Here is a 20,611-nt window from a genome sequence, read left to right as displayed (position 1 = left end):
AGAGGTTTTTGTTTGGATGAATGCATGTAAGAGTTCATGTGTAATAGATAGAGTCACTTTCGTTACTGCTTATTTTTTCATCGAATTGAGAGAGTATTAAAAATTGCTGGAAAAAAGTTTAACCAAACCATTTGCAATCGCTACCATTTAATGTTATGCTTAGTCTTAATTATTTTTGTTCGGTACTAAGGATACTAAAAGTACTACTTTTCGTTTTCGATGATGACTTAGAGCAAGGATAGTAATACATTGTGCTTAGATGCACTAGGAGGCAACAACAATGGAACAAGGTAAAGTAAAATGGTTTAACGCAGAAAAAGGTTTTGGATTCATCGAACGCGAAAACGGAGACGACGTATTCGTACATTTCTCAGCTATCCAAAGCGAAGGTTTCAAATCTTTAGACGAAGGTCAAGAAGTTACTTTTGAAGTAGAACAAGGTCAACGCGGACCTCAAGCTTCTAACGTTCAAAAAGCATAATTTCAAAAACAAAAAAGACGGATCCTTGTTATAGGGTCTGTCTTTTTTTGTTTTGTGAAAATACATAACAAAAAACCCTGCTCAACGATGAGCAGGGTAAATGGTACAAGTAAAGTAAAACGCTTAAAAAGGTTTGACTAAGTATATCATAGTTTTTCTAAAAAATACTAAATTAAATATATTATACTTATCAAGGTACCGATAGGTAATTACTGAAATCATTGGATTGAAGGGGGTAAAGGAATTTATGCCGCTTCTTTTTTTTGCCTGAATATAGGAAAGGGGACATCTCAGCAAAATTCCAGGGGAGCCACTCCGATGTGAAACAAAAAAACGATGGCCCACATATAAAGACATAAGGGCACTTTCATTAACTTTGGGAAGGAGAAAAGATTCTTATACATTCAAACATAGATTTGAATATTCAGGGAATTGTGTTATATTATAATCAAACGAATATTTGAATGAGAGGTGTGAGAAGATGGCGGAACTGAAAGATATATGTGATGTTCACCTGCATGATGAAGTGAAGGTTAACCGCATTCAAGTAGAAATGGGCCAGGTGGATATATCCAGCATGTCGAAGCTGTTTAAAGTTATAGGCGATGAAAATAGGGCGAAGATAGCTTATGCACTCTGCACGGACGAGGAATTGTGTGTGTGCGATCTGGCCAATATCATTGGTGCTTCGATGGCAACAACGTCACATCATCTTCGGACCCTTTATAAACACGCAATCGTAAAATACCGAAAAGAAGGAAAGCTGGCTTTTTATTCTTTAGATGATCACCATATAAAGCAATTGATTCTGATTGCGTTAGAACATCAGCAGGAGGTAAGGGTCGATGGCTGAGTCCCCAATGAAAACATATCGTATCCAGGGTCTATCCTGCACGAATTGTGCGGCTAAATTTGAGAACAATGTCCGTGAACTAGAGGGTGTGAATGATGCCAAAATCAACTTTGGGGCGTCGAAGATTTCGGTACAGGGCAGCGCAACCATTGAAGAGATTGAAAAGGCGGGAGCCTTTGATAACCTGAAGATCCGCGGTGAACAGGAACAGGTAACGCAAAAGGAACCATTTTGGAAGCAAAAAGAAAATATTAAAGTGGTGTTTTCGGTTATCCTATTGCTGATCAGCTGGATATTGGATAATCGATATGCTGATGGAAGCATCATGCCGGTAATCGGTTATGCAGCTGCGATCATAGTTGGAGGATATTCATTATTTTTCAATGGATTGAAAAACCTTGTAAGGCTTCGCTTTGATATGCACACCCTTATGACGGTTGCCATCATCGGAGCGGCCGTGCTTGGTGAATGGGGCGAGGGCGCTACCGTCGTCATTCTATTTGCGATAAGTGAAGCATTGGAAAAATATTCGATGGATAAAGCACGTAATTCCATCGAATCATTAATGAACATCGCACCTAAAGAAGCCTTGATCCTTAGAGGGCATCACGAAATGATGGTTGGGGTTGATGAGATTGAAGTGGGCGACATCATGATCGTTAAACCGGGTCAAAAGCTTGCAATGGATGGCCGGATCATGAAAGGGGCCTCGACACTTAATCAAGCAGCCATTACTGGGGAATCCGAGCCGGTTTTTAAAACGGTTGAGGGTGAAGTGTTTGCCGGAACCTTAAATGGTGAAGGGCTGCTCGAAGTGGAGGTCACGAAGCGAGTCGAGGATACGACGATTGCAAAAATCATCCATCTTGTTGAAGAAGCACAGGCCGAAAAAGCCCCATCCCAAGCCTTCGTGGATAAATTCGCAAAATTCTATACGCCGGCCATCATGCTCATTGCCTTGGCCATTGCCGTATTACCCCCGATTGTGATGAACGGGGATTGGAGTGAATGGATTTACCGGGGATTGGCTGTACTGGTTGTCGGCTGTCCTTGTGCTTTGGTCATTTCCACTCCCATCGCCATCGTGACAGCTATCGGAAATGCTGCGAAACATGGTGTGCTGATTAAAGGCGGGGTCCATTTGGAGGAAGCAGGAGCCTTAAAGGCGATCGCGTTTGACAAAACGGGTACTTTAACAAAGGGCGTACCTGAAGTGACTGATTTCAAGTTGTTATCTGATGTGTTGAATGAACAGGATGTGCTGGCTATCGCTGCTGCTTTAGAAAGCAGATCACAGCACCCCCTTGCCACGGCCATTCTTCAAAAGGCGGAAAACCACGATGTGGACTATCATTCTTTATTGGTAGAGGATTTTACTGCTATCACCGGTAAAGGCATAAAGGGGAAAATCAATCAAGAAATCTATTACATTGGTAAGCCCCATCTTTTTGAAGAAGAGCCAGGTATAGTGTTCTCTGAGGATGTGCTTAAATTAATCAGCGGCTTTCAAAATACAGGGAAAACGGTAATGGTGCTTGGTGATCAAGTAAAGCTGCTGGCACTGATCGCAGTGTCAGATGAAATAAGGGAAAGCAGTAAGGAAGCGATTCGGAAACTGCATGAATTGGGCATTGAAAAAACGATCATGCTGACTGGCGATAATATCGGAACAGCTAAAGCAATTGGAGCGGCAGCTGGCGTTCATGAGATTGAGGCGGAGCTATTGCCGCAGGATAAATTGAACATGATCAAACGATGGAAACAAAAATATGATCGAGTGGCCATGGTAGGCGATGGTGTCAATGATGCTCCGGCCTTGGCAGCTTCCACGGTAGGAATTGCAATGGGCGGGGCGGGCACGGATACGGCCCTTGAAACTGCCGATATCGCCTTAATGGGTGATGACTTATCGAAGCTGCCTTATACAATCCGCTTAAGCCGCAAAACATTAAAAATCATAAAGCAGAACATCACGTTTTCATTGGTGATTAAAATCCTGGCCTTATTATTGATAGCGCCGGGCTGGTTAACACTTTGGATGGCGATTTTTGCCGACATGGGTGCGACGTTATTAGTGACCTTGAACAGTCTTAGGTTGTTGAGAATAAAAGAATAGAATAATAAAAGCTCCCTGGCGCATCTTAAGGTGCACCAGGGAGCTTTTATTTATGAACTTTCCAATTGTTTCATGTGAAACTTTGAAAAAAGCAGTCGGTCCTCTTATTTTTTTGTTGAAAGTAAAAGGAGGTTCAATGAAAAATATTGCTTTGGCAGCAATCGTTATGAAGGCGATGTCTGGTATGCTACAATGTGGCTGACTTTTAGGCAGCATGATAGGTTTGTTTAAGTATAATATAGGGAGTAAGGTATGTACGGAAAGGATTTGAAATGATGGAAATACAGCAAAGGGCTATCTTGGTTGGAGTTAATCTCAACGGTTCAAGGGATTTTGAGTATTCGATGGAGGAATTGGCCAATTTAACGGAAGCATGTGAGGTAGAGGTTGCAGGGACCATCACACAAAATTTGCATCGGGTGAACTCATCACATTTTATCGGTACCGGGAAAATCGAGGAAGTAAAAAATCTCGTTGAGTATAAAGAAGCTAATGTCGTCATTTTTAATGATCAGCTCTCCCCTTCGCAACTTCGTAATCTGGAGAGGGACATGGATTGCAAGGTGATTGACCGGACAATCTTGATTCTGGACATCTTCGCGCATCGGGCGAAAACGAAGGAAGCACAGCTTCAGGTAGAAGTGGCGAAGCTGCAGTATATGCTCCCGCGTCTTGTAGGTTTGAGGGAGTCATTAGGGCGTCAGAGTGGCGGGGTCGGTACAAACAAGGGTGCAGGTGAAAAGCAGTTGGAGCTTGACCGCAGGAGAATCGAGGAAAATATAAGTGTATTGAATAAGGAACTGGAAGACCTTGTTGCACACCGGCAAACGCAGAGGAAACAGCGGAAAAAGAATGCAATCCCTGTCGTATCCTTGGTCGGTTATACCAATGCAGGTAAATCTTCGATCATGAATGCTTTGATCGAAATGTTCCATCCAACAGCAGAGAAGCAGGTGTTTGAGAAGGATATGCTGTTCGCTACGCTTGAAACATCCGTCCGAAACATTCCGCTGCCGGATAATAAAGAATTTTTATTGACTGATACGGTGGGATTTGTGTCTAAATTGCCCCATCATCTCGTAAAAGCATTCCGATCAACACTAGAAGAAGTGGTGGAAGCGGATCTGTTGATCCATGTTGTCGACTTTTCCAATCCAAATCATGAGCAGCAAATAGAGATAACGGATAAGACTTTAAATGAGATAGGCATTAAAGGGATTCCGACGATTTTTGCCTATAACAAAGCGGACCTTACCGATTTGGAAATCCCTAAGGTGAATCGTGACTCTGTATATATGTCAGCAAAAAACAAAGTCGGCATCGAGGAACTGATCGAACAAATTCGCCAGCGTATTTTTGTCGACTATACTCACTGTGAAATGCTGATTCCATATGATCAAGGGCAGCTGGTTTCCTATTTCAATGAAAATGGTCACATAACGGAAACTGAATATGAGGCAAATGGATATCGAATAAAGCTTGAGTGCAAGAAAACGGATTATGAGAAATATAAACGATACGTTATTCATCCGGAATGAGCCTGCCTGTTGATAAATTGTTAACGGTTTGTTGATAAGTGGAAAAGTTGATTTCCATATGTGGATAACTTTTGTTAAAATGCTTCTGTTCCGCAAAAACAAAGAGAATATTGCCATATAATATGTGAATAAGTTGTGGATAAAAGTGAAAAGACCCAGTAAACCTTGAATTGAGTTTCTGGGCTTTTTTTTATGTGGACAAAGTGTTGATAAGTAGGTTTTGGAACAAATCATCCAAATAATATCAGGAAGTATGATGAAACGTAAGTTTGAATGTAGAAAAATGACGATGTTTATCATTTATTGTTAGGAAATATAACATGAATATTACATATTGCATATCTAGCATCTGGAAATACTTTACACTTTGTATAATGTAACTTGCTTTTCAACATTATAAAATAAAGAATACTCAATTCTCTGATTTATCATCAGGTTTTGATTTTTTAAGATTAGTAGGGGGGGCTTTTTGTGTTAGAAGGAAGCAGGGATAGAGGAGTGACCAGTGAGAGAATGATAGAAAATAATAAACAAAACGAGAGAATTTTGGCTGGGAAATCGCTATGACTTGTTAGTTGAATAAATTGACGGAAACCATGTTGGCAATCATTTCAATCGTTTAAATATGAGGACAGTAGAGAGAAATGCATGCAATTCCTCCCTTTTTATTTTTCAAAAATAAATGTTTGGAAGGAGAAATAGTGGATGAGTATGACGAGCCCGTTAAAAGGTGGTCTAGAGATTAACTTTCAGGAAGCGGAGAGGGGTTTATCCCCAAGGGAAGCTTTGGAAGAATCGAATCGATGTTTATACTGCTATGATGCCCCATGTATCCAAGCCTGTCCGACGGGAATAGATATTCCAGGTTTTATTAAGAAGATAGCTTCAGGTAATTTTAAAGGGTCGGCCAAAACGATCATGACTGCCAATCCTGTCGGTGCCAGCTGTGCTCGGGTATGTCCGACTGAAGAGTTATGTGAGGGAGCATGTGTCCTGAACCACTCTACAAAGCCAATCATGATTGGCAATCTCCAGCGTTATTCCACAGATTGGGCCATCCAAAATAAACAAGCCCTATTCAAGGCCGGGAAGAAGAATGGCAAAAAAGTTGCCATTGTAGGAAGCGGTCCCGCGGGTTTGTCTGCAGCAAGGGAGTTAGCCTTGCTTGGCTACAGTGTAACCATTTTCGAAGCTGAAAAGAATCCAGGCGGATTAAATACTTACGGGATTGTATCGTTCCGTTTGCCTCAGAGCATTTCTTATTGGGAAGTTGAACAAGTAAAGAGTTTGGATGTTGATATTAAAACGAATACACGGGTCGGAGTGGATGTTTCCGCAAACCAGCTGACTGCCGACTATGATGCGGTCATTTTAGCTATCGGCATGTCCGATGTCCCTAAGCTTGGAATTGAAGGGGAGGATTTGGCTGAAGTTTATGATGCAATCGATTTCGTAAAAGCAACGAAAACAGGGGCAATCACTGATAAATTCATTGGGAAGAAGATGGCGGTGATTGGAGCTGGAAACACGGCGATCGATGCCGCAACCTGTTCTGTACGCCTGGGCGCCGAACAGGTGAGCATTATTTATCGTCGTACCCAAAAGGAAATGACAGCCTATGATTTTGAATATGAGTTTGCCAAACAAGAAGGTGTCGGGTTTCACTGGCTGACTGCGCCCTCCAGGATCCTCTCGGATGAAAGAGGTCAGGTTACGGGCATCGAGTGCGTGAAGATGGTGCTTAGCGAGGCAGGGGAAGATGGGCGGCGCCGTCCAGTCCAAATTCCCGGGTCGGAGTTCGTCATACCGGTCGATGGGGTCATTCGTGCTATAGGCCAATCCAGGTATGTAGGATTGATTGAACAGTTTGGCATTGAACATGATGATGGTGTCGTTACATTGGATGGTGATTCCTATAAGACATCGCATGAAAAGATCTTTGCGTGCGGTGACGTGATCTTCGGAAAAGGCCAAGGTGAGGCAATGGTTGTTTCAGCTGCCCAGCAAGGGAAAAAGACAGCCTATGAAATTGACTCGATTTTGATGGGCGAAGCGGTGGATATTGCTTAATAACTATGAAAAATAGGAGGCTTATCATGGCTGATTTATCAATTGATCTTGCAGGTATTAAATCTCCCAATCCTTTTTGGCTTGCTTCAGCACCACCTACTAATTCAGGTTATCAAGTCCAGCGCGCATTTGAAGCTGGCTGGGGAGGAGCCGTTTGGAAGACATTGGGTGACCCAATCCTGAATGTCTCATCACGTTTTGCAGCGGTCAGCTTTAATGGACAGAGAGTTGCCGGGTTCAACAATATAGAATTGATTACGGATCGTCCGCTTGAAGTGAATCTTAAAGAAATATATGAAACGAAGAAAAGGTTCCCTGATCATGCAATCATTGCATCGGTGATGGTGGAGCCGCAACAGGAAAAGTGGCATGAAATCATCAAGCGCATAGAAGATGTAGGGGTCGATGGTTACGAGTTGAACTTTGGCTGCCCGCACGGTATGGCAGAGCGTGGGATGGGAGCTGCTTCGGGACAGGTTCCTGAACTTGTGGAAAAGCAAACATACTGGGCCAAGGAAGCTGCATCCAAACCCGTCATCGTCAAGCTTACACCGAATATAACCGACATTACGGTTACGGCTGAAGCGGCGGTGCGCGGCGGTGCGGATGCAATAAGCATGATCAATACGATCAACAGCTTGGCAGGAGTGGATATCCATTCATGGAATACGATTCCCCATGTTGGCGGCAAGGGGGCTCACGGAGGGTATTGTGGTCCCGCTGTGAAGCCGATCGCTTTGAATATGGTGGCAGAGTGTGCAAGGAATAATAAGATCAATGTTCCCATTTCCGGAATAGGCGGTATTTCAAATTGGCAGGATACGGTGGAATTTTTATTGATGGGTTCGACTGGCGTGCAAATTTGTACGGCTGCCATGCATCACGGTTTTAGAATAGTAGAAGACTTGATTGATGGACTTTCCAATTACCTTGATGAAAAAGGGATATCCTCCGTGATGGATATTGTCGGTAAGTCCGTACCGCGCTATTCCGACTGGGGGAATTTAGATCTTAATTATAAGGTCGTTGCGCGCATTAATAATGATGTGTGCATTAACTGCAATAAATGCCATATTGCATGTGAAGATACTTCTCATCAATGTATAGATATGTTCAAGGACACGTCAGGCAGCTCCTTTTTGAGAGTGCGCGAAGAAGATTGCGTAGGCTGTAATCTATGCTCGATCGTCTGTCCGGCCGATGGGGCGATCGATATGATCGAATTGACAAATGAATTATCGCCAATGACGTGGAATGAACGCCAATCGTTCCTTGGGGGCATAAGCAGTGAAAGTGTTGATTTCGTAAAATGATGGAGGGGTCTAATATGAAGAAGATCATTAAAAATGGAACGATTGCAACGGCTGCAGATACGTATCAAGCCGATATATTGATTGAAAATGAGAAGATTGCAATGATTGGCAAGGACCTCCCGGCTGAGGGGGCTGAAATCATTGATGCAAAAGGCGCTTATATTTTTCCGGGGGGCATTGATCCGCATACACATCTCGATATGCCGTTTGGCGGGACAACGACAAAGGATGATTATGAAACGGGGACGATTGCCGCTGCATATGGAGGCACGACAACGATCATCGACTTTTGTTTGACCGAAAAAGGGGTGCCGTTAAAGAAAGCGATAGAAACATGGCATGAAAAGGCCACTGGAAAAGCGGCCATAGATTACGGTTTCCATTTAATGATCAGTGAGATTAACGATGATGTATTGGCTGAGCTGCCGAGCATCATCGATAATGAAGGGATTTCTTCCTTTAAAGTGTTCATGGCTTACAAGAATGTTTTTCAGGCTGATGATGCCACGCTATACCGCACTCTGTTGCAAGCAAAGGAACTTGGGGCACTTGTCATGGTTCATGCTGAAAATGGCGATGTCATCGATTATCTTACGAAGCAGGCGCTGGCTGAAGGTAACACCGATCCAATTTACCATGCATTAACAAGGCCTCCAGAGCTTGAAGGGGAAGCAACTGGACGGGCTGCCAAACTTACGGAAATGGCAAATGGCCAGCTCTATGTCGTTCATGTCACCTGTGAAGATGCGGTTGAAAAGATTACTGAGGCAAGAAATAAAGGGGTGGATATTTGGGGGGAGACTTGTCCGCAATATCTGGTTCTTGACCAATCTTATCTTGAAAAGCCCCATTTCGAGGGATCTAAATATGTATGGTCCCCGCCGTTAAGGGAGAAGAAAAACCAGGAAGTGCTATGGAATGCTTTGAAAACGGGCCAGCTGCAAACGATCGGCTCCGATCAATGCTCTTTTGATTTTAAGGGACAGAAGGAACTTGGACGTGAAGATTTCACGAAAATACCGAACGGCGGGCCAACGATTGAGGATCGCATGAGTATCCTCTTTTCTGAAGGGGTCATGAAAGAGCGTATTACCTTGAATCAATTCGTCGACATGACATCCACGCGTGCCGCCAAGCTATTTGGATTATTCCCAAAGAAAGGAACGATTGCGGTAGGTTCGGATGCTGATATTGTCATTTTTGACCCGAAAGTTGAAAGAGCCATTTCTGCAGAAACCCATCACATGGCTGTAGATTATAATGCTTTTGAAGGTATGGGAATTAAAGGTGAACCGGTGTCCGTTTTATCGAGAGGTCAATTCGTCATTAAAGACAAACAATTTGTAGGCGAAGCTGGAAAAGGGCAATTCCTGAAACGGGCAAAATATAATGCGGCGCTGAAGCCGGATACAGGGAAAAAGCTTCCAGTCTAACTTTGGTAAGGAATCTTGCAAATTAAATTAGGGGGATTTTCTATGAGTGAGAAGAAAGATTATTTAAAGTCTCCCGATTTGCTGCCTATACCTCATAGTGAGAAAAACATAAGTGCAGCCGGATTTGGTTTCATTTGGGTGGGCATGGCTGTAGTATTGGCTGCCTTCGCAATCGGTGGGAACGGTGTCCAAAGTTTATCCTTAGGCTTGGTCGTTCTTGCAACGGTCATTGCCTGTGTGGTTCTCGGCTTTTTGATGACAATGACAGGGGATATAGGTGTTGAACATGGAATATCATTCCCTGTTTATATGAGGGCGCCGTTCGGTACGATTGGCACCCACATCCCTTCGGTTGTACGCGGTTTTGTAGCGTCATGCTGGTTCGGCTTAAATACTTACTTTGGAGCCACTGCAATGAACGCTATCTTCACAACCCTTTTTGATTTTGATAATTGGTTTATCTGCTTCCTCATTTTTGCCGTTTTACAATTAGTCAACACGGCAATGGGAATAAAGTCGATAGAACGATTCGCCGACTTGGCGGCGCCCGTCATCATATTAATTTCCGGCTGGATGTATTTCACCCTATCCGATCAGGCTGTAGCCCAAGGAAGAGATGTATGGTCCTGGATTGAAAGTCCGGTCACTGGCGGGGCCGCCGCAACGGCTTTCATGGTCGTCATTATGGCAAATATGGGATTTTGGGGCACGTTGACTGCAGATATGCCCACGCTTTCCCGCTATATAAAGGCACCAAAAAATGAAAAAAATTGGTTCAAGCGCAATAAGGGGCAAATAATTGGGAATATTATCACCTATCCCATCACTCAAACGTTCATGGTGATTATCGGGGCGGTTTCTTATATGGCTGTTTCCAATTATGATCCTGTAGTTGCCATACAGGGATCAGCAAGTGGAATTGCCCTCGGCGTCCTTTTGATCATGATCGTATTTGCTCAATGGTCGACGAATACTACGGCCAATGTCATTCCCGCAGCTACCATTTTCTCCAATGTCATGGGTCCTAAAATGCCATTTTGGGCGGGAGTCGTTGTAGCGGGGGTGATTGGGATAGTAGTTCAGCCATGGAGCCTGTTCGGCATCATAATAGAAGTTTTATTAATAATAGGCGGAATCCTGGCATCCATTGTCGGCATCCTGGTAGCGGATTACTATTTCCTTCGTAAACGGAGAGTGAATGTACAAGAACTCTATGAAAGTGAAGGCCAGTATAAATACTTGAATGGAGTGAATTGGGCAGGAATCATTTCTTGGGTGATTGGAGGAATCGGTGCAACGATTTTTTCAAATTATTCGTTTATTATTGGCTTTCTTCTCGGCGGTGCAAGTTATTTTATATTAGCTAAGTATTGGTGGTTCAAGCTATATGAACAAGCTGAAATCATTGATCCGAGCGATGAGAAATATTTAGGCATTTCCGTCGGCAGGGATTGGATAATTGGGAAAGGTCCAGAACTTGAGGAAGAGATGGCTTTTACGACCGGCAAGGAGAACGTTTGAAAAAGGGGGAATGGAAATGTCCGAATATCAAGACTATCGCTTAGAAAGGGAACAAATCGATTTTTTACTTGAAAGAGGATATCGAATCACCCGGGTTTCCGAAAGTTTAAGTGGAGCCTTTCTCGATTTTGAACTGATTGAAGGAACGAAGCAGGAATGGAAGCAATTGAACATCAAAACCCCGGAAGGAAGGAAATACTTCTCTACATTGCTTTTCAAAAAAAATTTGAATTGAAATCGTCATGTACCGGGCCTATTCCTTACGAATGGGCCCTTTTTGTTCGAGTTTTTTGTAGAATTTTGACGTTAGATTTTCTGACAAGTGTCTGGAGATTTAAGGGTTGTCCGTTTATAATAGATTTTAAAGCAGTTTTATAAAAGGATGTGGCTGGATGAATACATCGATTACAATCGAGGAAATTCTAACACGCAAGCATTTTGATCTGACGGATATAATTGCAGGTAGAAGTGGGATAAAGCGTCAAGTGAAGTGGGTCCACTGCATGGAAGTCACACAAATCAGCCATTTGTTAAATGGAAACGAACTGATACTGACTACCGGTTTAGGGTGGAAAGACTGCGATGACACATTTCTATCCTACTTAAGACAGTTAATTGAATGCGATGCAGCTGGACTCTGTATAGAGATTGGCGCCAACACCATGGCAGTGCCGCAATGTGCCATCGATCTCGCAAATGAACGGCAATTCCCTATCATCCTATTTCATGAAGAAGTCCCTTTCGTAGAAATCACGCAGGATATACATTCCCTTATCATCAATAAACAATATCAGATGATCTCCAACTTAGAAAGCTACTCCCAGCAGTTAAATAAAAATCTCCTCGAAATTGACCATTATGAACCAATTCTAAAATTTCTCCACAGCTATTTAAATGTACAGGTTATTCTTATCTTTAATGAAAATGATATAGCCAGCTTTCCAAAAATAAAGAAAAAAACAACTTATCAAATGATGGCGGACATATACGAAGAGAAGCGGAACATGGATAAAACCGTTCTTGGACAGCCGATTCGAGTGCTTGGTGAAAATTATGCTGAATTGCTCATATGCAGCAACGGCAGAGAGTTGACTGATTTTGATTCACTGATTTTGGATCGAACGGCTACCGCATTGGCACAGCATCTATTAAGGGAGTTATATATTGAAGAAAAGAAAATGTCGGAAGAAAGTATATGGCTTACAAATTGGATTGAAGGTGAATATAGTGACGAAGCAATCCGGGAGAGGCTTGCCTATATTGATCCGAAAATGCATTTGGATGGCGGAATTGTTTGCATTTGCAAACAACACCCAAAGTATAATAAAAACTCCGCAAAATTAGATGGAACCTATTTTAAGATAATGTTTAGAACTGTTTTTGAACAGTACGGCTTTCAGATATTTTCCATGGAAATACATCAGCATCTTGTTTTTATTTTAGGTGATAATCGTTCATCTGAAGATTGGAAATCAAGGGTTACAAGCGCGGTGGATCGAATCATGAAAATGGATGTAAGCGGGCGTAATCGTATGGGTCTGCTTTCCATTGGGTTTGGTAAGCATGTTCAAAGGTTAAGTGAGATTTATAAAAGTTATGAAACGGCCCGTGAAACTTTGCTGCTTCAGGATACGTTACCGGAGGATAACAGGAGCATCTTTTATCAGGACTTACATATGCATCGCATGATATCGCTCATAAATAAGCATGGTAATTTGGAGGAAACGGTGTACGAATATTTAGGTCCTGTCATTGAATATGACAAGCAAAACAATGGTGAGTTAATGCCTACCTTAAAGACCTACCTTGCCTGTAACGGTTCTAAACAGGAAACATCGAAACAACTATTCATTGTCCGGCAAACGCTATATCATAGACTTGAAAAATTGGAGAAACTGCTAGGTTCTGATTTTATGCGTTCAGATAAGCGTCTGGGCCTAGAATTCATGATTTTTGCATTGGACTTCTTACAATACAGCAGCAGGAAGATCAGAGGGAAATATGTAGACAAATATATTGGAAGATAAGTAAGACTAAAGGGTGTCCCAAGGACATCCTTTTTTGAATGCAAGGAAAGGGAGGCAGAAAACAAGGTAAATGCTGACATCAAAATGGCTTATATAGCATCTTGATGTCAGCATCTTATATTAATATTCATCTTTTTTGGAAAGGCAGCGGTCACATTCCAAGAGGTAGGATTCAGCTTGTTCAATGATATGGGTCCCGCATTCCGTACATTGTTTAGGCGGCAGTGTCCTGAAGAATTCCAATGGGTTTTTAGTTTGCATGATGATTCCTCCTTATGATTTGGTTTAATCAGTCTTCGTGTTTGGAAAGGCAGTGGTCACATTCCATCAAGTAAGATTCAGCTTGTTCAGTGATATGGGTTCCGCATTCCGTACATTGTTTAGGCGGCAGTGTCCTGAAGAATTCCAATGGGTTTTTGGTTTGCATGATGATTCCTCCTTTATGATATGGTTTAATCAGTCTTCACGTTTGGAAAGGCAGTGGTCACATTCCATTAAGTAGGATTCAGCTTGTTCAGTGATATGGGTTCCGCATTCCGTACATTGTTTAGGCGGCAGTGTCCTGAAGAATTCCAGTGGATTTATAGTTTGCATGATGGTTCCTCCTTTTTGATTTGGTTTAATCAGTCTTCGCGTCTGGAAAGGCAGCGGTCACATTCCATTAAGTAGGATTCAGCATGCTCGATAATATGGTCACCGCACTCGGGGCAATGTTTAGCAGGGATATTGTTAAAAAACTCAATGGATTTTTTCATTTGCATGATGATTTCCTCCTTTTAATGTTAGATATATTTTCCGATCGCTTTATTCTTCACGTTTGGAAAGGCAGCGATCGCATTCCATCAGATAGGAATCTGAGTGGTCCACATGTGTTTCACCACATTCCGGGCAATGTTTAAATGAATCGATTATGAGTAAATCTGATTGATTTGCTTGCATGTCTCGCTCCCCCTCTTTATAGTACAGTTTTTGTTGTTTGCTTGTTGTTATAATACAGTATATACCCGAATTTGGAAAATGTATAGGTATTTTACAGAAAATTTGAAATTTTTTTCGCTGATTGTCTAAAAACCCTATAGGTAAGGGAATTATCATCTGTTTATTTTTGAATTTACCTTCATGGCAAGTAGGAAATGGAAGAAATGACGCTTTTTATAAAACGAAAAAACAAAGAGGGAACGAAACGGACAGACAATTTTCAATGTGTTGTGATAGGCATTAATGTAACAGATGAGAAACAGGAAAATCAGTGATCAATGAATGCCTGTTTCACAGTCGATGTAACATATCAGAGCTTGTTCTAAAATTTCAGCAAAATTCAAGCAGCAGCGATTATGTGTAAGTTCCTGTCTGTGTGGTTTTAATACAACAGTAAAGAGGTAACTTGCTAGTAGAAGTACAAAAATGGGAGGTAGCATATGTCGAAAGCGATGATTATCGTCAATCCATCTTCAGGTAAGGAAAAAGCAGGAAAGATTTTGCCGAAAGCGGAAAAGGCACTTGGTGAAATTTTTGATGAGGTATGCGTTCGTAAAACGGAAGGAGAGGGGGATGCTACGGGTTTTGCTAAGGAGGCCTGTGCAGATATGTTCGATGCTGTCATTTCCATGGGTGGGGATGGAACGGTGAACGAGATAGTGAATGGTTTGGGCGAGCAGCAGCATCGGCCTACTTTCGGAATCATTCCACTAGGAACCATCAATGATTTTGCTAGATCTTTGGGAATACCATTGAATCCCAATGCTGCCATCGAGATTTTGAAGGATATGAATATTAAGGAATCGGACATAGGGAAGATCAATGACCGTTACTTCATGAATGTGTTGGCAGTTGGGGCAATCGCAGAGGCCACCTATAATGTTACCGTTGAACAAAAAACCCGTCTTGGTTCTTTTGCATATTTCATTGAAGGAGCAAAAGCGATCATTAAAAAGACTCCGTTTCCTTTAACGGTTGAACATGATCAGGGAAAGTGGATGGGCGAGGCTCATTTACTAATTGCAACAATGACTAACTCTGTCGGCGGTTTCGAACAACTTGCACCAGAGGCGGAAGTGAATGATGGAAAGCTGCACACATTCATCATTAAGGATTTATCTCTTCCTCTCATCGTCAAGATCATTCCCAGTTTGATTAGGGGGGAGATCATGGGGAATGACGAAGTTGAATATATTAAAACATCCAAGCTCCATTTAACTACTTCGGATGATCTTGCAGTCAATATCGATGGAGATGAAGGCATTCTTCTTCCTTTCCAGGCAAATGTACTGCACAAACATCTTCGTCTCTTTGTCCCGGGAACTAAATAGCTTGTTATGTGGGTTCATTGTCTTACTGGGAAAAGCTGATCATGGGTTAGCCAATCAGCTTTTTTTCTATGCGGTTACCCAAGGCTTATTGATGGAGTGGTTTGCGGTGTTCATCGTGCACAACGTAAGCTCCTTCGCTTTTATAAAAGGTATCATTATTCAGGGGGATTCCAGGTTAGAATAGTTAATGCATGAATGACTGGTTATAAATATGTTACGCTTATAGTTATGATTATAGATGAGAGAGGAAGTTTGATGTTTGTATGGAGTTTTTTCTTGTTATATTAGCGCTTCTTATATTGATTGGAGTGTCTAATGTAATTAACCATTTTATACCTTTTATACCTGTACCATTAATACAAATAGCACTGGGTGTCATATTGGCACTTTTACCCCTGGGTATGCATGTTGAGATGGAGACGGAATTATTTTTGCTATTATTCATCGCACCCCTATTATTCAATGATGGCAAAAATGTACCACGAACAGCACTATGGAAGTTGAGAGCACCCATTTTGATGCTTGCACTAGGCCTGGTATTCATAACGGTTTGGGCAGGTGGGTATTTAATTAATTGGATGATCCCTTCGATACCATTGCCGGCAGCGTTCGCTTTAGCGGCCATTTTGTCACCTACGGATGTAGTGGCAGTAAGCGCTTTGGCGAGTCGAGTCAAGTTACCGAAGAGCATCATGCACCTTCTCGAAGGCGAAGGGCTAATGAATGATGCCTCAGGTTTAGTTGCCTTTAAGTTTGCCGTTGCAGCTACAGTCACTGGTGTTTTCTCCCTAGTCGACGCAACCTTCAGTTTCATATGGATTGCAATTGGTGGGTTTGTAGGTGGAGCGATACTAGCTTTCATCATTATCAGGCTTCGTGTATTTCTTCGCCGTTTAGGGATGGAAGACGTCACGATGCATATGCTGATCCAAATCCTAACTCCTTTTATTATTTTCCTCGCTGTGGAACATTTCCACCTTTCTGGGATTTTAGCAGTCGTGGCTGGGGGAATTGTCCATGCCATTGAACGAGATCGGGAAATATCACCAACTGTAGAACTTCAAGTCGTTTCAAAGAGTACATGGTCCGTCATTTTATATGTATTGAATGGCCTTGTATTCGTTTTGCTTGGCTTGCAAATCCCAAGCGTTGCGAAAACTATCTTTCAAGATCCAGCCTTCAATAATGGACAAGTGATCCTTTATATCGTGATCATTACACTTTTCCTCTTCGCTTTACGATTCATTTGGCTTACGGCTGCCTGGTCGATTGGCTGGATGACGAAAAAAGCGGGAGCCCAAAAACCAGACTTCAAAGCTGCTGGAATCATTACCATTTCCGGTGTTCGCGGAGCTGTAACCTTAGCAGGTTCGTTCTCGATTCCATATGTGTTGGCAGATGGAAGTCCTTTTCCTGAGCGTTCGTTAATCATTTTCATTGCAGCAGGTGTCATATTGCTGACACTGATTGTTGCGAGTGTATTTCTTCCAATCGTGGCAGGGTCAGAAGAAGAGGAAGTGGTGGACAAGCAGTCTGACAAAACGAAAGCTGCTGCCATTCACTCACATCAAGCTGCTATTCGGGTGATTGAGTCCCAAATGACAGATGAAAACCGGGAAGCGGCTTTATCGATCATTTCCAGGTACTGTACCAAGATCAATGAACTGTCCTATGTAGAACAGGAGAAAGAACCGGCGGCATTAAGGGAAGAAGAGAAGGATCTTCGCTTCAAGGCCCTTGAAGCAGAGCAAAGATTCTTGGATAAACTTATTAAGGATGAAAAAGTGGACCGGGAAACGGCGTATATATGCAAGGAATACATCCAGCGTATGGAAGGTGCGGTAACAAATCGACTGAAGTTCCGCTTTTTCAGGTCAGTAACGCTGTTCAGAAGAAGTATGCTGAGGGTTTTAAAATTATTTTTCCCTAATAAAAGTGAAATAAGAAAAATCAATCTTGAGAGATTGGAAAAGGTCAGGGATCTTAAAATCAGGATGTATAAAGCTGCCATCCAAGAGATACAAGCCGGAATTACATCCGATAATCATAAGACATCCTCGATGATCATAGACGAGTATAAAGTGTTGATTTTAAAATGCAAACGTGAAAATAGAGGCCGTACCCCGAGTAAAATGGTCGAATATGAAAGAGAGCTGTTCTATAAAGCGATCCAGGCAGAACGGGACGAAGTGCAGGATATGTTTGAAAAACGACAAATCTCCCGTGATGTTGCCAACATACTCCGCCAGCAAATCAATTTACGGGAAGCACTGACAATCAATGAAAATACACACTGATTAACAAAAGGAGCACTGCCGATAAATTCGGCAGTGCTCCTTCCGGTTTGTGAAGGAAATATCGGAAGGGGCATCGAATCATTAATGTATCCAATAATTGATGAAAGAGGCTGTACTTAATGGAAATGGAAATCGAGACCATCACCTTAACGCCTTATTTACCGGAACATCTTCACCAGCTTTCCCAGTTTTATTTACCGGGTACACAAACCCCTTTTTCCGCTTTGCCGGAAGAGTCACTTAAATATTGCCGGGAAGATTGCGACAGGCACCCTATCGTAATATTGGCCGATGGTACCCCTGTTGGCTTTTTCGTTTTACACATTGGCGAAAACATCGCCCCTTTCACCAGCGATGAAAAAGCGATATTACTCCGTGGATTACTTGTTGATCAAAAACATCAGGGCAAAGGGATTGCGAAGAAGACCCTGCAAATCCTTCCGGAATTCGCAAAAGGGATTTTTCCAAACAAGGATTCGATCATTCTGGCAGTGGACGCCATGAACGTGATTGCAAAAACGCTTTATGCAAAAGTGGGGTATCAGGATACAGGGATTCAAAAAGAAGGCAGATGCGGGTTGATGGAAATAATGGAGTATAGATTAGATTACGATGAACAAGGATATGGAGTAAGGGATTAGACTTTTCCAAAAGGGGAGGTCTTTTTTTGTCCAATTTGTTACAGGTTTCATTATTAAACCAGTGATTTAGAAGGGCTGCTTTTAATAATCCCGCTGCCTTATGGTACACTTTACTTAATGCAAAATTCGTTAATCGAGGTGTAGTCCTAATGAAAACAGTCGTAGTCGTAGGTGGGGGCATTACCGGTTTATCAACCATGTATTATTTACAAAAAACAGTTAAAGCGAGGAGTCTCCCGGTACGATTGATATTAATAGAAGGAAATGAAGAGCTTGGCGGTAAAATAAGGACTGTGCACGAAGGACCTTTTAAAATTGAAGCGGGTGCTGATTCGATTGTCGCCAGGAAACAAAATATACAACCATTTCTTAAAGAATTGAACCTGGAGGATCAAGTTGTCTATAATGCGACGGGAAAGTCATTCATCCATACAGACGGGATGCTGAAGGGAATCCCCGAAGATGCCCTTTTTGGAATACCAATGAGCCTGGAGTCGCTGGCGAAAAGTGATCTGGTTTCTGCCCAAGGCAAGGTTGACGCTTTAAAGGATTTCTATACAAAAAATGAGACCTTTACGAAAAATGACTCCATCGGCTTATTTCTTGAAAGCTTCTTAGGCAAGGAATTGGTGCAAAAGCAGATATCGCCTGTCCTTTCGGGTGTTTACTCAGGAAAATTAAATGAATTGACCATTGCCAAAACACTGCCAGAGATGCTGGATTATAAAAATCAATATGGCAGTATAATACGAGGTCTTTCGGAAAATAAGCAGAAATACCAAAGCAAGGGAAATAAGAAGTTCCTTTCGTTTAAAAATGGCTTATCAACATTGGTTGAACGAATTGAGGAAAGCCTCGATATGGTCAAGATTTTAAAAGGGGTCCGTGTAAATGAAATTGGAAGAAATGATGAGGGGTATATCATTTCATTGGCAAACGGTGAAACGTTCGAAACGGACTTTATCGTGTTGAGTACACCGCATACTGTTGCCCAGAAATTATTGGGAGATCGGGAGCTGGATGAGGACTTCGACAGCTTGATCAATAGTTCGATGATTAGCGTTTATCTTGGGTTAGATATCCCGGACAGCATGCTTCCTAAAGACGGGACAGGTTTCATTGCAGGTGATAATAGTGATTTGATCTGCAATGCATGTACTTGGACAAGCCGGAAATGGGAGCATACTTCTGAAAACAGTCAGCTTTTGGTAAGGCTTTTTTATAAAAGCTCAAGTCCGGACTATGAACGATTACGGTCCCTTACAAACCAGGAATTGATCTCCGTGGCTTTATGCGACATTAAAAACAGTCTAAGTATTTCTGGTAATCCAATTACGAGTGAAGTGACGAAATGGCATGAAAATATGCCGAACTACCATATTAAACATCCTCAAATCGTTCAATCCCTGGAGGAGAAAATCTCCGAGAGTTATCCGAATGTTTTACTTGCGGGCTGTTCATACAATGGTGTCGGAATCCCGGATTGTATTGCTGATGGGGAAAAGAAAGCACAAGAAATATGTCTGAAGTTGTAAAAGGGGGACTGCCAGATGGCGGTCTCAGACTGTAGATAAACTCGAGGGAAATTGAGTGTTTGTAAAATTGGAACGTTGATTTCCACTCCAGGCACTCGCTTGCCGGGGGCGGATCCGGGAGCCTCCGCGGGGTCTCCCCTGGACGCGCTTTTCCCGCAGGAGTCTCGTACCTTACGCTCCAATCAACTTTATTTTCCCTTTTAATTAGAACCCTTTTGCCTAGTTTTAAAATTAAGGTGATAAAAATACTTTCTAAAACATTTCCGCTAAATCCTTGAAATGATTACTTTAGATCAATTGATCAATAGAACGATTTTGTAATCGTCACGATCGTAACACCAGGTATGATAATAATATCCTAGAGTCTCTTTGAAAACGTGATTAGAAGAGGCCACCAAACATATTTGAGGATATTTTTTTAGTACAATGTACGGAAAGAAGATCATCAAAAAAATGGAAGATTCACGAGAGGTTACC

General features: G+C 42.2%; 20 protein-coding genes. 15 read left to right on the top strand and 5 right to left on the bottom strand.

From position 1 onward, the window contains the following. Window positions 1-280 precede the first annotated feature (280 nt). From LQ188_RS24700 to LQ188_RS24650, 11 genes are all read left to right on the top strand, one after another. Entirely contained in the window at window positions 281-481 is a 201-nt protein-coding gene (locus LQ188_RS24700) for a cold-shock protein (RefSeq protein WP_034304915.1), read from the top strand. A gap of 481 nt (window positions 482-962) precedes the next feature. Further along, a complete protein-coding gene (locus LQ188_RS24695; protein WP_230178717.1) occupies window positions 963-1,334 on the top strand; it encodes a metalloregulator ArsR/SmtB family transcription factor in 372 nt (123 codons plus the stop codon). Next, complete coding sequence (locus tag LQ188_RS24690) at window positions 1,327-3,450, top strand: heavy metal translocating P-type ATPase (protein WP_230178716.1); 2,124 nt, start codon at window positions 1,327-1,329, stop codon at window positions 3,448-3,450. The genes LQ188_RS24695 and LQ188_RS24690 overlap by 8 nt, the downstream gene beginning before the upstream one ends. Before the next feature lie 52 nt (window positions 3,451-3,502). Further along, window positions 3,503-3,652 carry a hypothetical protein gene (locus LQ188_RS24685; protein WP_230178714.1) on the top strand — a complete coding sequence of 50 codons (150 nt, stop codon included), beginning with the start codon at window positions 3,503-3,505 and terminating at the stop codon, window positions 3,650-3,652. Between the two features lie 70 nt (window positions 3,653-3,722). Further along, on the top strand, window positions 3,723-4,988 hold the full coding sequence (gene hflX / locus LQ188_RS24680; RefSeq protein WP_230178712.1) for a GTPase HflX: 1,266 nt from the start codon (window positions 3,723-3,725) through the stop codon (window positions 4,986-4,988). 705 nt (window positions 4,989-5,693) lie between these two features. Next, window positions 5,694-7,058 (top strand): NAD(P)-dependent oxidoreductase, encoded by a 1,365-nt coding sequence (locus LQ188_RS24675; RefSeq protein ID WP_230178710.1) that lies wholly within the window; start codon window positions 5,694-5,696, stop codon window positions 7,056-7,058. Window positions 7,059-7,084: 26 nt separating this feature from the next. Continuing rightward, a complete protein-coding gene (preA, locus tag LQ188_RS24670) occupies window positions 7,085-8,371 on the top strand; it encodes an NAD-dependent dihydropyrimidine dehydrogenase subunit PreA (RefSeq protein WP_230178708.1) in 1,287 nt (428 codons plus the stop codon). Between the two features lie 14 nt (window positions 8,372-8,385). Continuing rightward, a complete protein-coding gene (gene hydA, locus LQ188_RS24665) occupies window positions 8,386-9,804 on the top strand; it encodes a dihydropyrimidinase (RefSeq protein WP_230178706.1) in 1,419 nt (472 codons plus the stop codon). 42 nt (window positions 9,805-9,846) lie between these two features. Further along, a complete protein-coding gene (locus LQ188_RS24660) occupies window positions 9,847-11,325 on the top strand; it encodes an NCS1 family transporter (protein WP_230178705.1) in 1,479 nt (492 codons plus the stop codon). Between the two features lie 16 nt (window positions 11,326-11,341). Beyond that, entirely contained in the window at window positions 11,342-11,560 is a 219-nt protein-coding gene (locus tag LQ188_RS24655; protein WP_230178703.1) for a hypothetical protein, read from the top strand. 157 nt (window positions 11,561-11,717) lie between these two features. Continuing rightward, window positions 11,718-13,352 (top strand): PucR family transcriptional regulator, encoded by a 1,635-nt coding sequence (locus tag LQ188_RS24650; RefSeq protein ID WP_230178701.1) that lies wholly within the window; start codon window positions 11,718-11,720, stop codon window positions 13,350-13,352. 120 nt (window positions 13,353-13,472) lie between these two features. On the opposite strand, the gene yhfH (LQ188_RS24645) is transcribed toward LQ188_RS24650, so the two are convergent. From yhfH (LQ188_RS24645) to yhfH (LQ188_RS24625), 5 genes are read right to left on the bottom strand one after another with little or no spacing between them, the layout of a single operon-like run. Continuing rightward, window positions 13,473-13,613, bottom strand: coding sequence for a protein YhfH (yhfH, locus tag LQ188_RS24645; protein ID WP_072274044.1), 141 nt, complete (start codon window positions 13,611-13,613; stop codon window positions 13,473-13,475). Window positions 13,614-13,641: 28 nt separating this feature from the next. Then, window positions 13,642-13,779 (bottom strand): protein YhfH, encoded by a 138-nt coding sequence (gene yhfH, locus LQ188_RS24640; protein WP_101225681.1) that lies wholly within the window; start codon window positions 13,777-13,779, stop codon window positions 13,642-13,644. 29 nt (window positions 13,780-13,808) lie between these two features. Continuing rightward, window positions 13,809-13,946 carry a protein YhfH gene (yhfH, locus tag LQ188_RS24635; protein ID WP_082196596.1) on the bottom strand — a complete coding sequence of 46 codons (138 nt, stop codon included), beginning with the start codon at window positions 13,944-13,946 and terminating at the stop codon, window positions 13,809-13,811. 29 nt (window positions 13,947-13,975) lie between these two features. Further along, on the bottom strand, window positions 13,976-14,113 hold the full coding sequence (gene yhfH, locus LQ188_RS24630; RefSeq protein WP_082162914.1) for a protein YhfH: 138 nt from the start codon (window positions 14,111-14,113) through the stop codon (window positions 13,976-13,978). Between the two features lie 43 nt (window positions 14,114-14,156). Next, complete coding sequence (gene yhfH, locus LQ188_RS24625; protein ID WP_137017534.1) at window positions 14,157-14,291, bottom strand: protein YhfH; 135 nt, start codon at window positions 14,289-14,291, stop codon at window positions 14,157-14,159. A gap of 479 nt (window positions 14,292-14,770) precedes the next feature. On the opposite strand from yhfH (LQ188_RS24625), the gene LQ188_RS24620 reads away from it, so the two are divergent. The 4 genes from LQ188_RS24620 to LQ188_RS24605 all read left to right on the top strand — a co-directional run bounded on the left by LQ188_RS24620 (window position 14,771) and on the right by LQ188_RS24605 (window position 20,134). Then, window positions 14,771-15,661 (top strand): diacylglycerol kinase family protein, encoded by an 891-nt coding sequence (locus tag LQ188_RS24620; RefSeq protein WP_230178700.1) that lies wholly within the window; start codon window positions 14,771-14,773, stop codon window positions 15,659-15,661. Between the two features lie 263 nt (window positions 15,662-15,924). Then, window positions 15,925-17,958, top strand: coding sequence for a Na+/H+ antiporter (locus LQ188_RS24615; RefSeq protein WP_230178699.1), 2,034 nt, complete (start codon window positions 15,925-15,927; stop codon window positions 17,956-17,958). 119 nt (window positions 17,959-18,077) lie between these two features. Continuing rightward, entirely contained in the window at window positions 18,078-18,599 is a 522-nt protein-coding gene (locus tag LQ188_RS24610) for a GNAT family N-acetyltransferase (protein WP_230178698.1), read from the top strand. A gap of 149 nt (window positions 18,600-18,748) precedes the next feature. Beyond that, complete coding sequence (locus tag LQ188_RS24605; protein ID WP_230178697.1) at window positions 18,749-20,134, top strand: protoporphyrinogen oxidase; 1,386 nt, start codon at window positions 18,749-18,751, stop codon at window positions 20,132-20,134. Window positions 20,135-20,611 lie beyond the last annotated feature (477 nt).

The organism is Peribacillus sp. Bi134, from assembly GCF_918698065.1.
GTDB lineage: Bacteria > Bacillota > Bacilli > Bacillales > DSM-1321 > Peribacillus.
This window is presented reverse-complemented; position numbering and strand designations above follow the sequence as displayed.

Excerpts from the sequence above, each read along its gene's own strand:
- LQ188_RS24690 (WP_230178716.1), top strand. The coding sequence starts at position 1,327 with ATGGCTGAGTCCCCAATGAAAACATATCGTATCCAGGGTCTATCCTGC.
- LQ188_RS24695 (WP_230178717.1), top strand. The coding sequence starts at position 963 with ATGGCGGAACTGAAAGATATATGTGATGTTCACCTGCATGATGAAGTG.
- yhfH (WP_082196596.1), bottom strand. The coding sequence starts at position 13,946 with ATGCAAACTATAAATCCACTGGAATTCTTCAGGACACTGCCGCCTAAA.
- LQ188_RS24675 (WP_230178710.1), top strand. The coding sequence starts at position 5,694 with ATGAGTATGACGAGCCCGTTAAAAGGTGGTCTAGAGATTAACTTTCAG.
- yhfH (WP_101225681.1), bottom strand. The coding sequence starts at position 13,779 with ATGCAAACCAAAAACCCATTGGAATTCTTCAGGACACTGCCGCCTAAA.
- LQ188_RS24700 (WP_034304915.1), top strand. The coding sequence starts at position 281 with ATGGAACAAGGTAAAGTAAAATGGTTTAACGCAGAAAAAGGTTTTGGA.
- yhfH (WP_072274044.1), bottom strand. The coding sequence starts at position 13,613 with ATGCAAACTAAAAACCCATTGGAATTCTTCAGGACACTGCCGCCTAAA.
- LQ188_RS24660 (WP_230178705.1), top strand. The coding sequence starts at position 9,847 with ATGAGTGAGAAGAAAGATTATTTAAAGTCTCCCGATTTGCTGCCTATA.
- LQ188_RS24655 (WP_230178703.1), top strand. The coding sequence starts at position 11,342 with ATGTCCGAATATCAAGACTATCGCTTAGAAAGGGAACAAATCGATTTT.
- hflX (WP_230178712.1), top strand. The coding sequence starts at position 3,723 with ATGATGGAAATACAGCAAAGGGCTATCTTGGTTGGAGTTAATCTCAAC.
- LQ188_RS24605 (WP_230178697.1), top strand. The coding sequence starts at position 18,749 with ATGAAAACAGTCGTAGTCGTAGGTGGGGGCATTACCGGTTTATCAACC.
- LQ188_RS24620 (WP_230178700.1), top strand. The coding sequence starts at position 14,771 with ATGTCGAAAGCGATGATTATCGTCAATCCATCTTCAGGTAAGGAAAAA.
- LQ188_RS24685 (WP_230178714.1), top strand. The coding sequence starts at position 3,503 with ATGAACTTTCCAATTGTTTCATGTGAAACTTTGAAAAAAGCAGTCGGT.
- hydA (WP_230178706.1), top strand. The coding sequence starts at position 8,386 with ATGAAGAAGATCATTAAAAATGGAACGATTGCAACGGCTGCAGATACG.
- LQ188_RS24610 (WP_230178698.1), top strand. The coding sequence starts at position 18,078 with ATGGAAATGGAAATCGAGACCATCACCTTAACGCCTTATTTACCGGAA.
- LQ188_RS24615 (WP_230178699.1), top strand. The coding sequence starts at position 15,925 with ATGGAGTTTTTTCTTGTTATATTAGCGCTTCTTATATTGATTGGAGTG.
- LQ188_RS24650 (WP_230178701.1), top strand. The coding sequence starts at position 11,718 with ATGAATACATCGATTACAATCGAGGAAATTCTAACACGCAAGCATTTT.
- yhfH (WP_137017534.1), bottom strand. The coding sequence starts at position 14,291 with ATGCAAGCAAATCAATCAGATTTACTCATAATCGATTCATTTAAACAT.
- preA (WP_230178708.1), top strand. The coding sequence starts at position 7,085 with ATGGCTGATTTATCAATTGATCTTGCAGGTATTAAATCTCCCAATCCT.
- yhfH (WP_082162914.1), bottom strand. The coding sequence starts at position 14,113 with ATGCAAATGAAAAAATCCATTGAGTTTTTTAACAATATCCCTGCTAAA.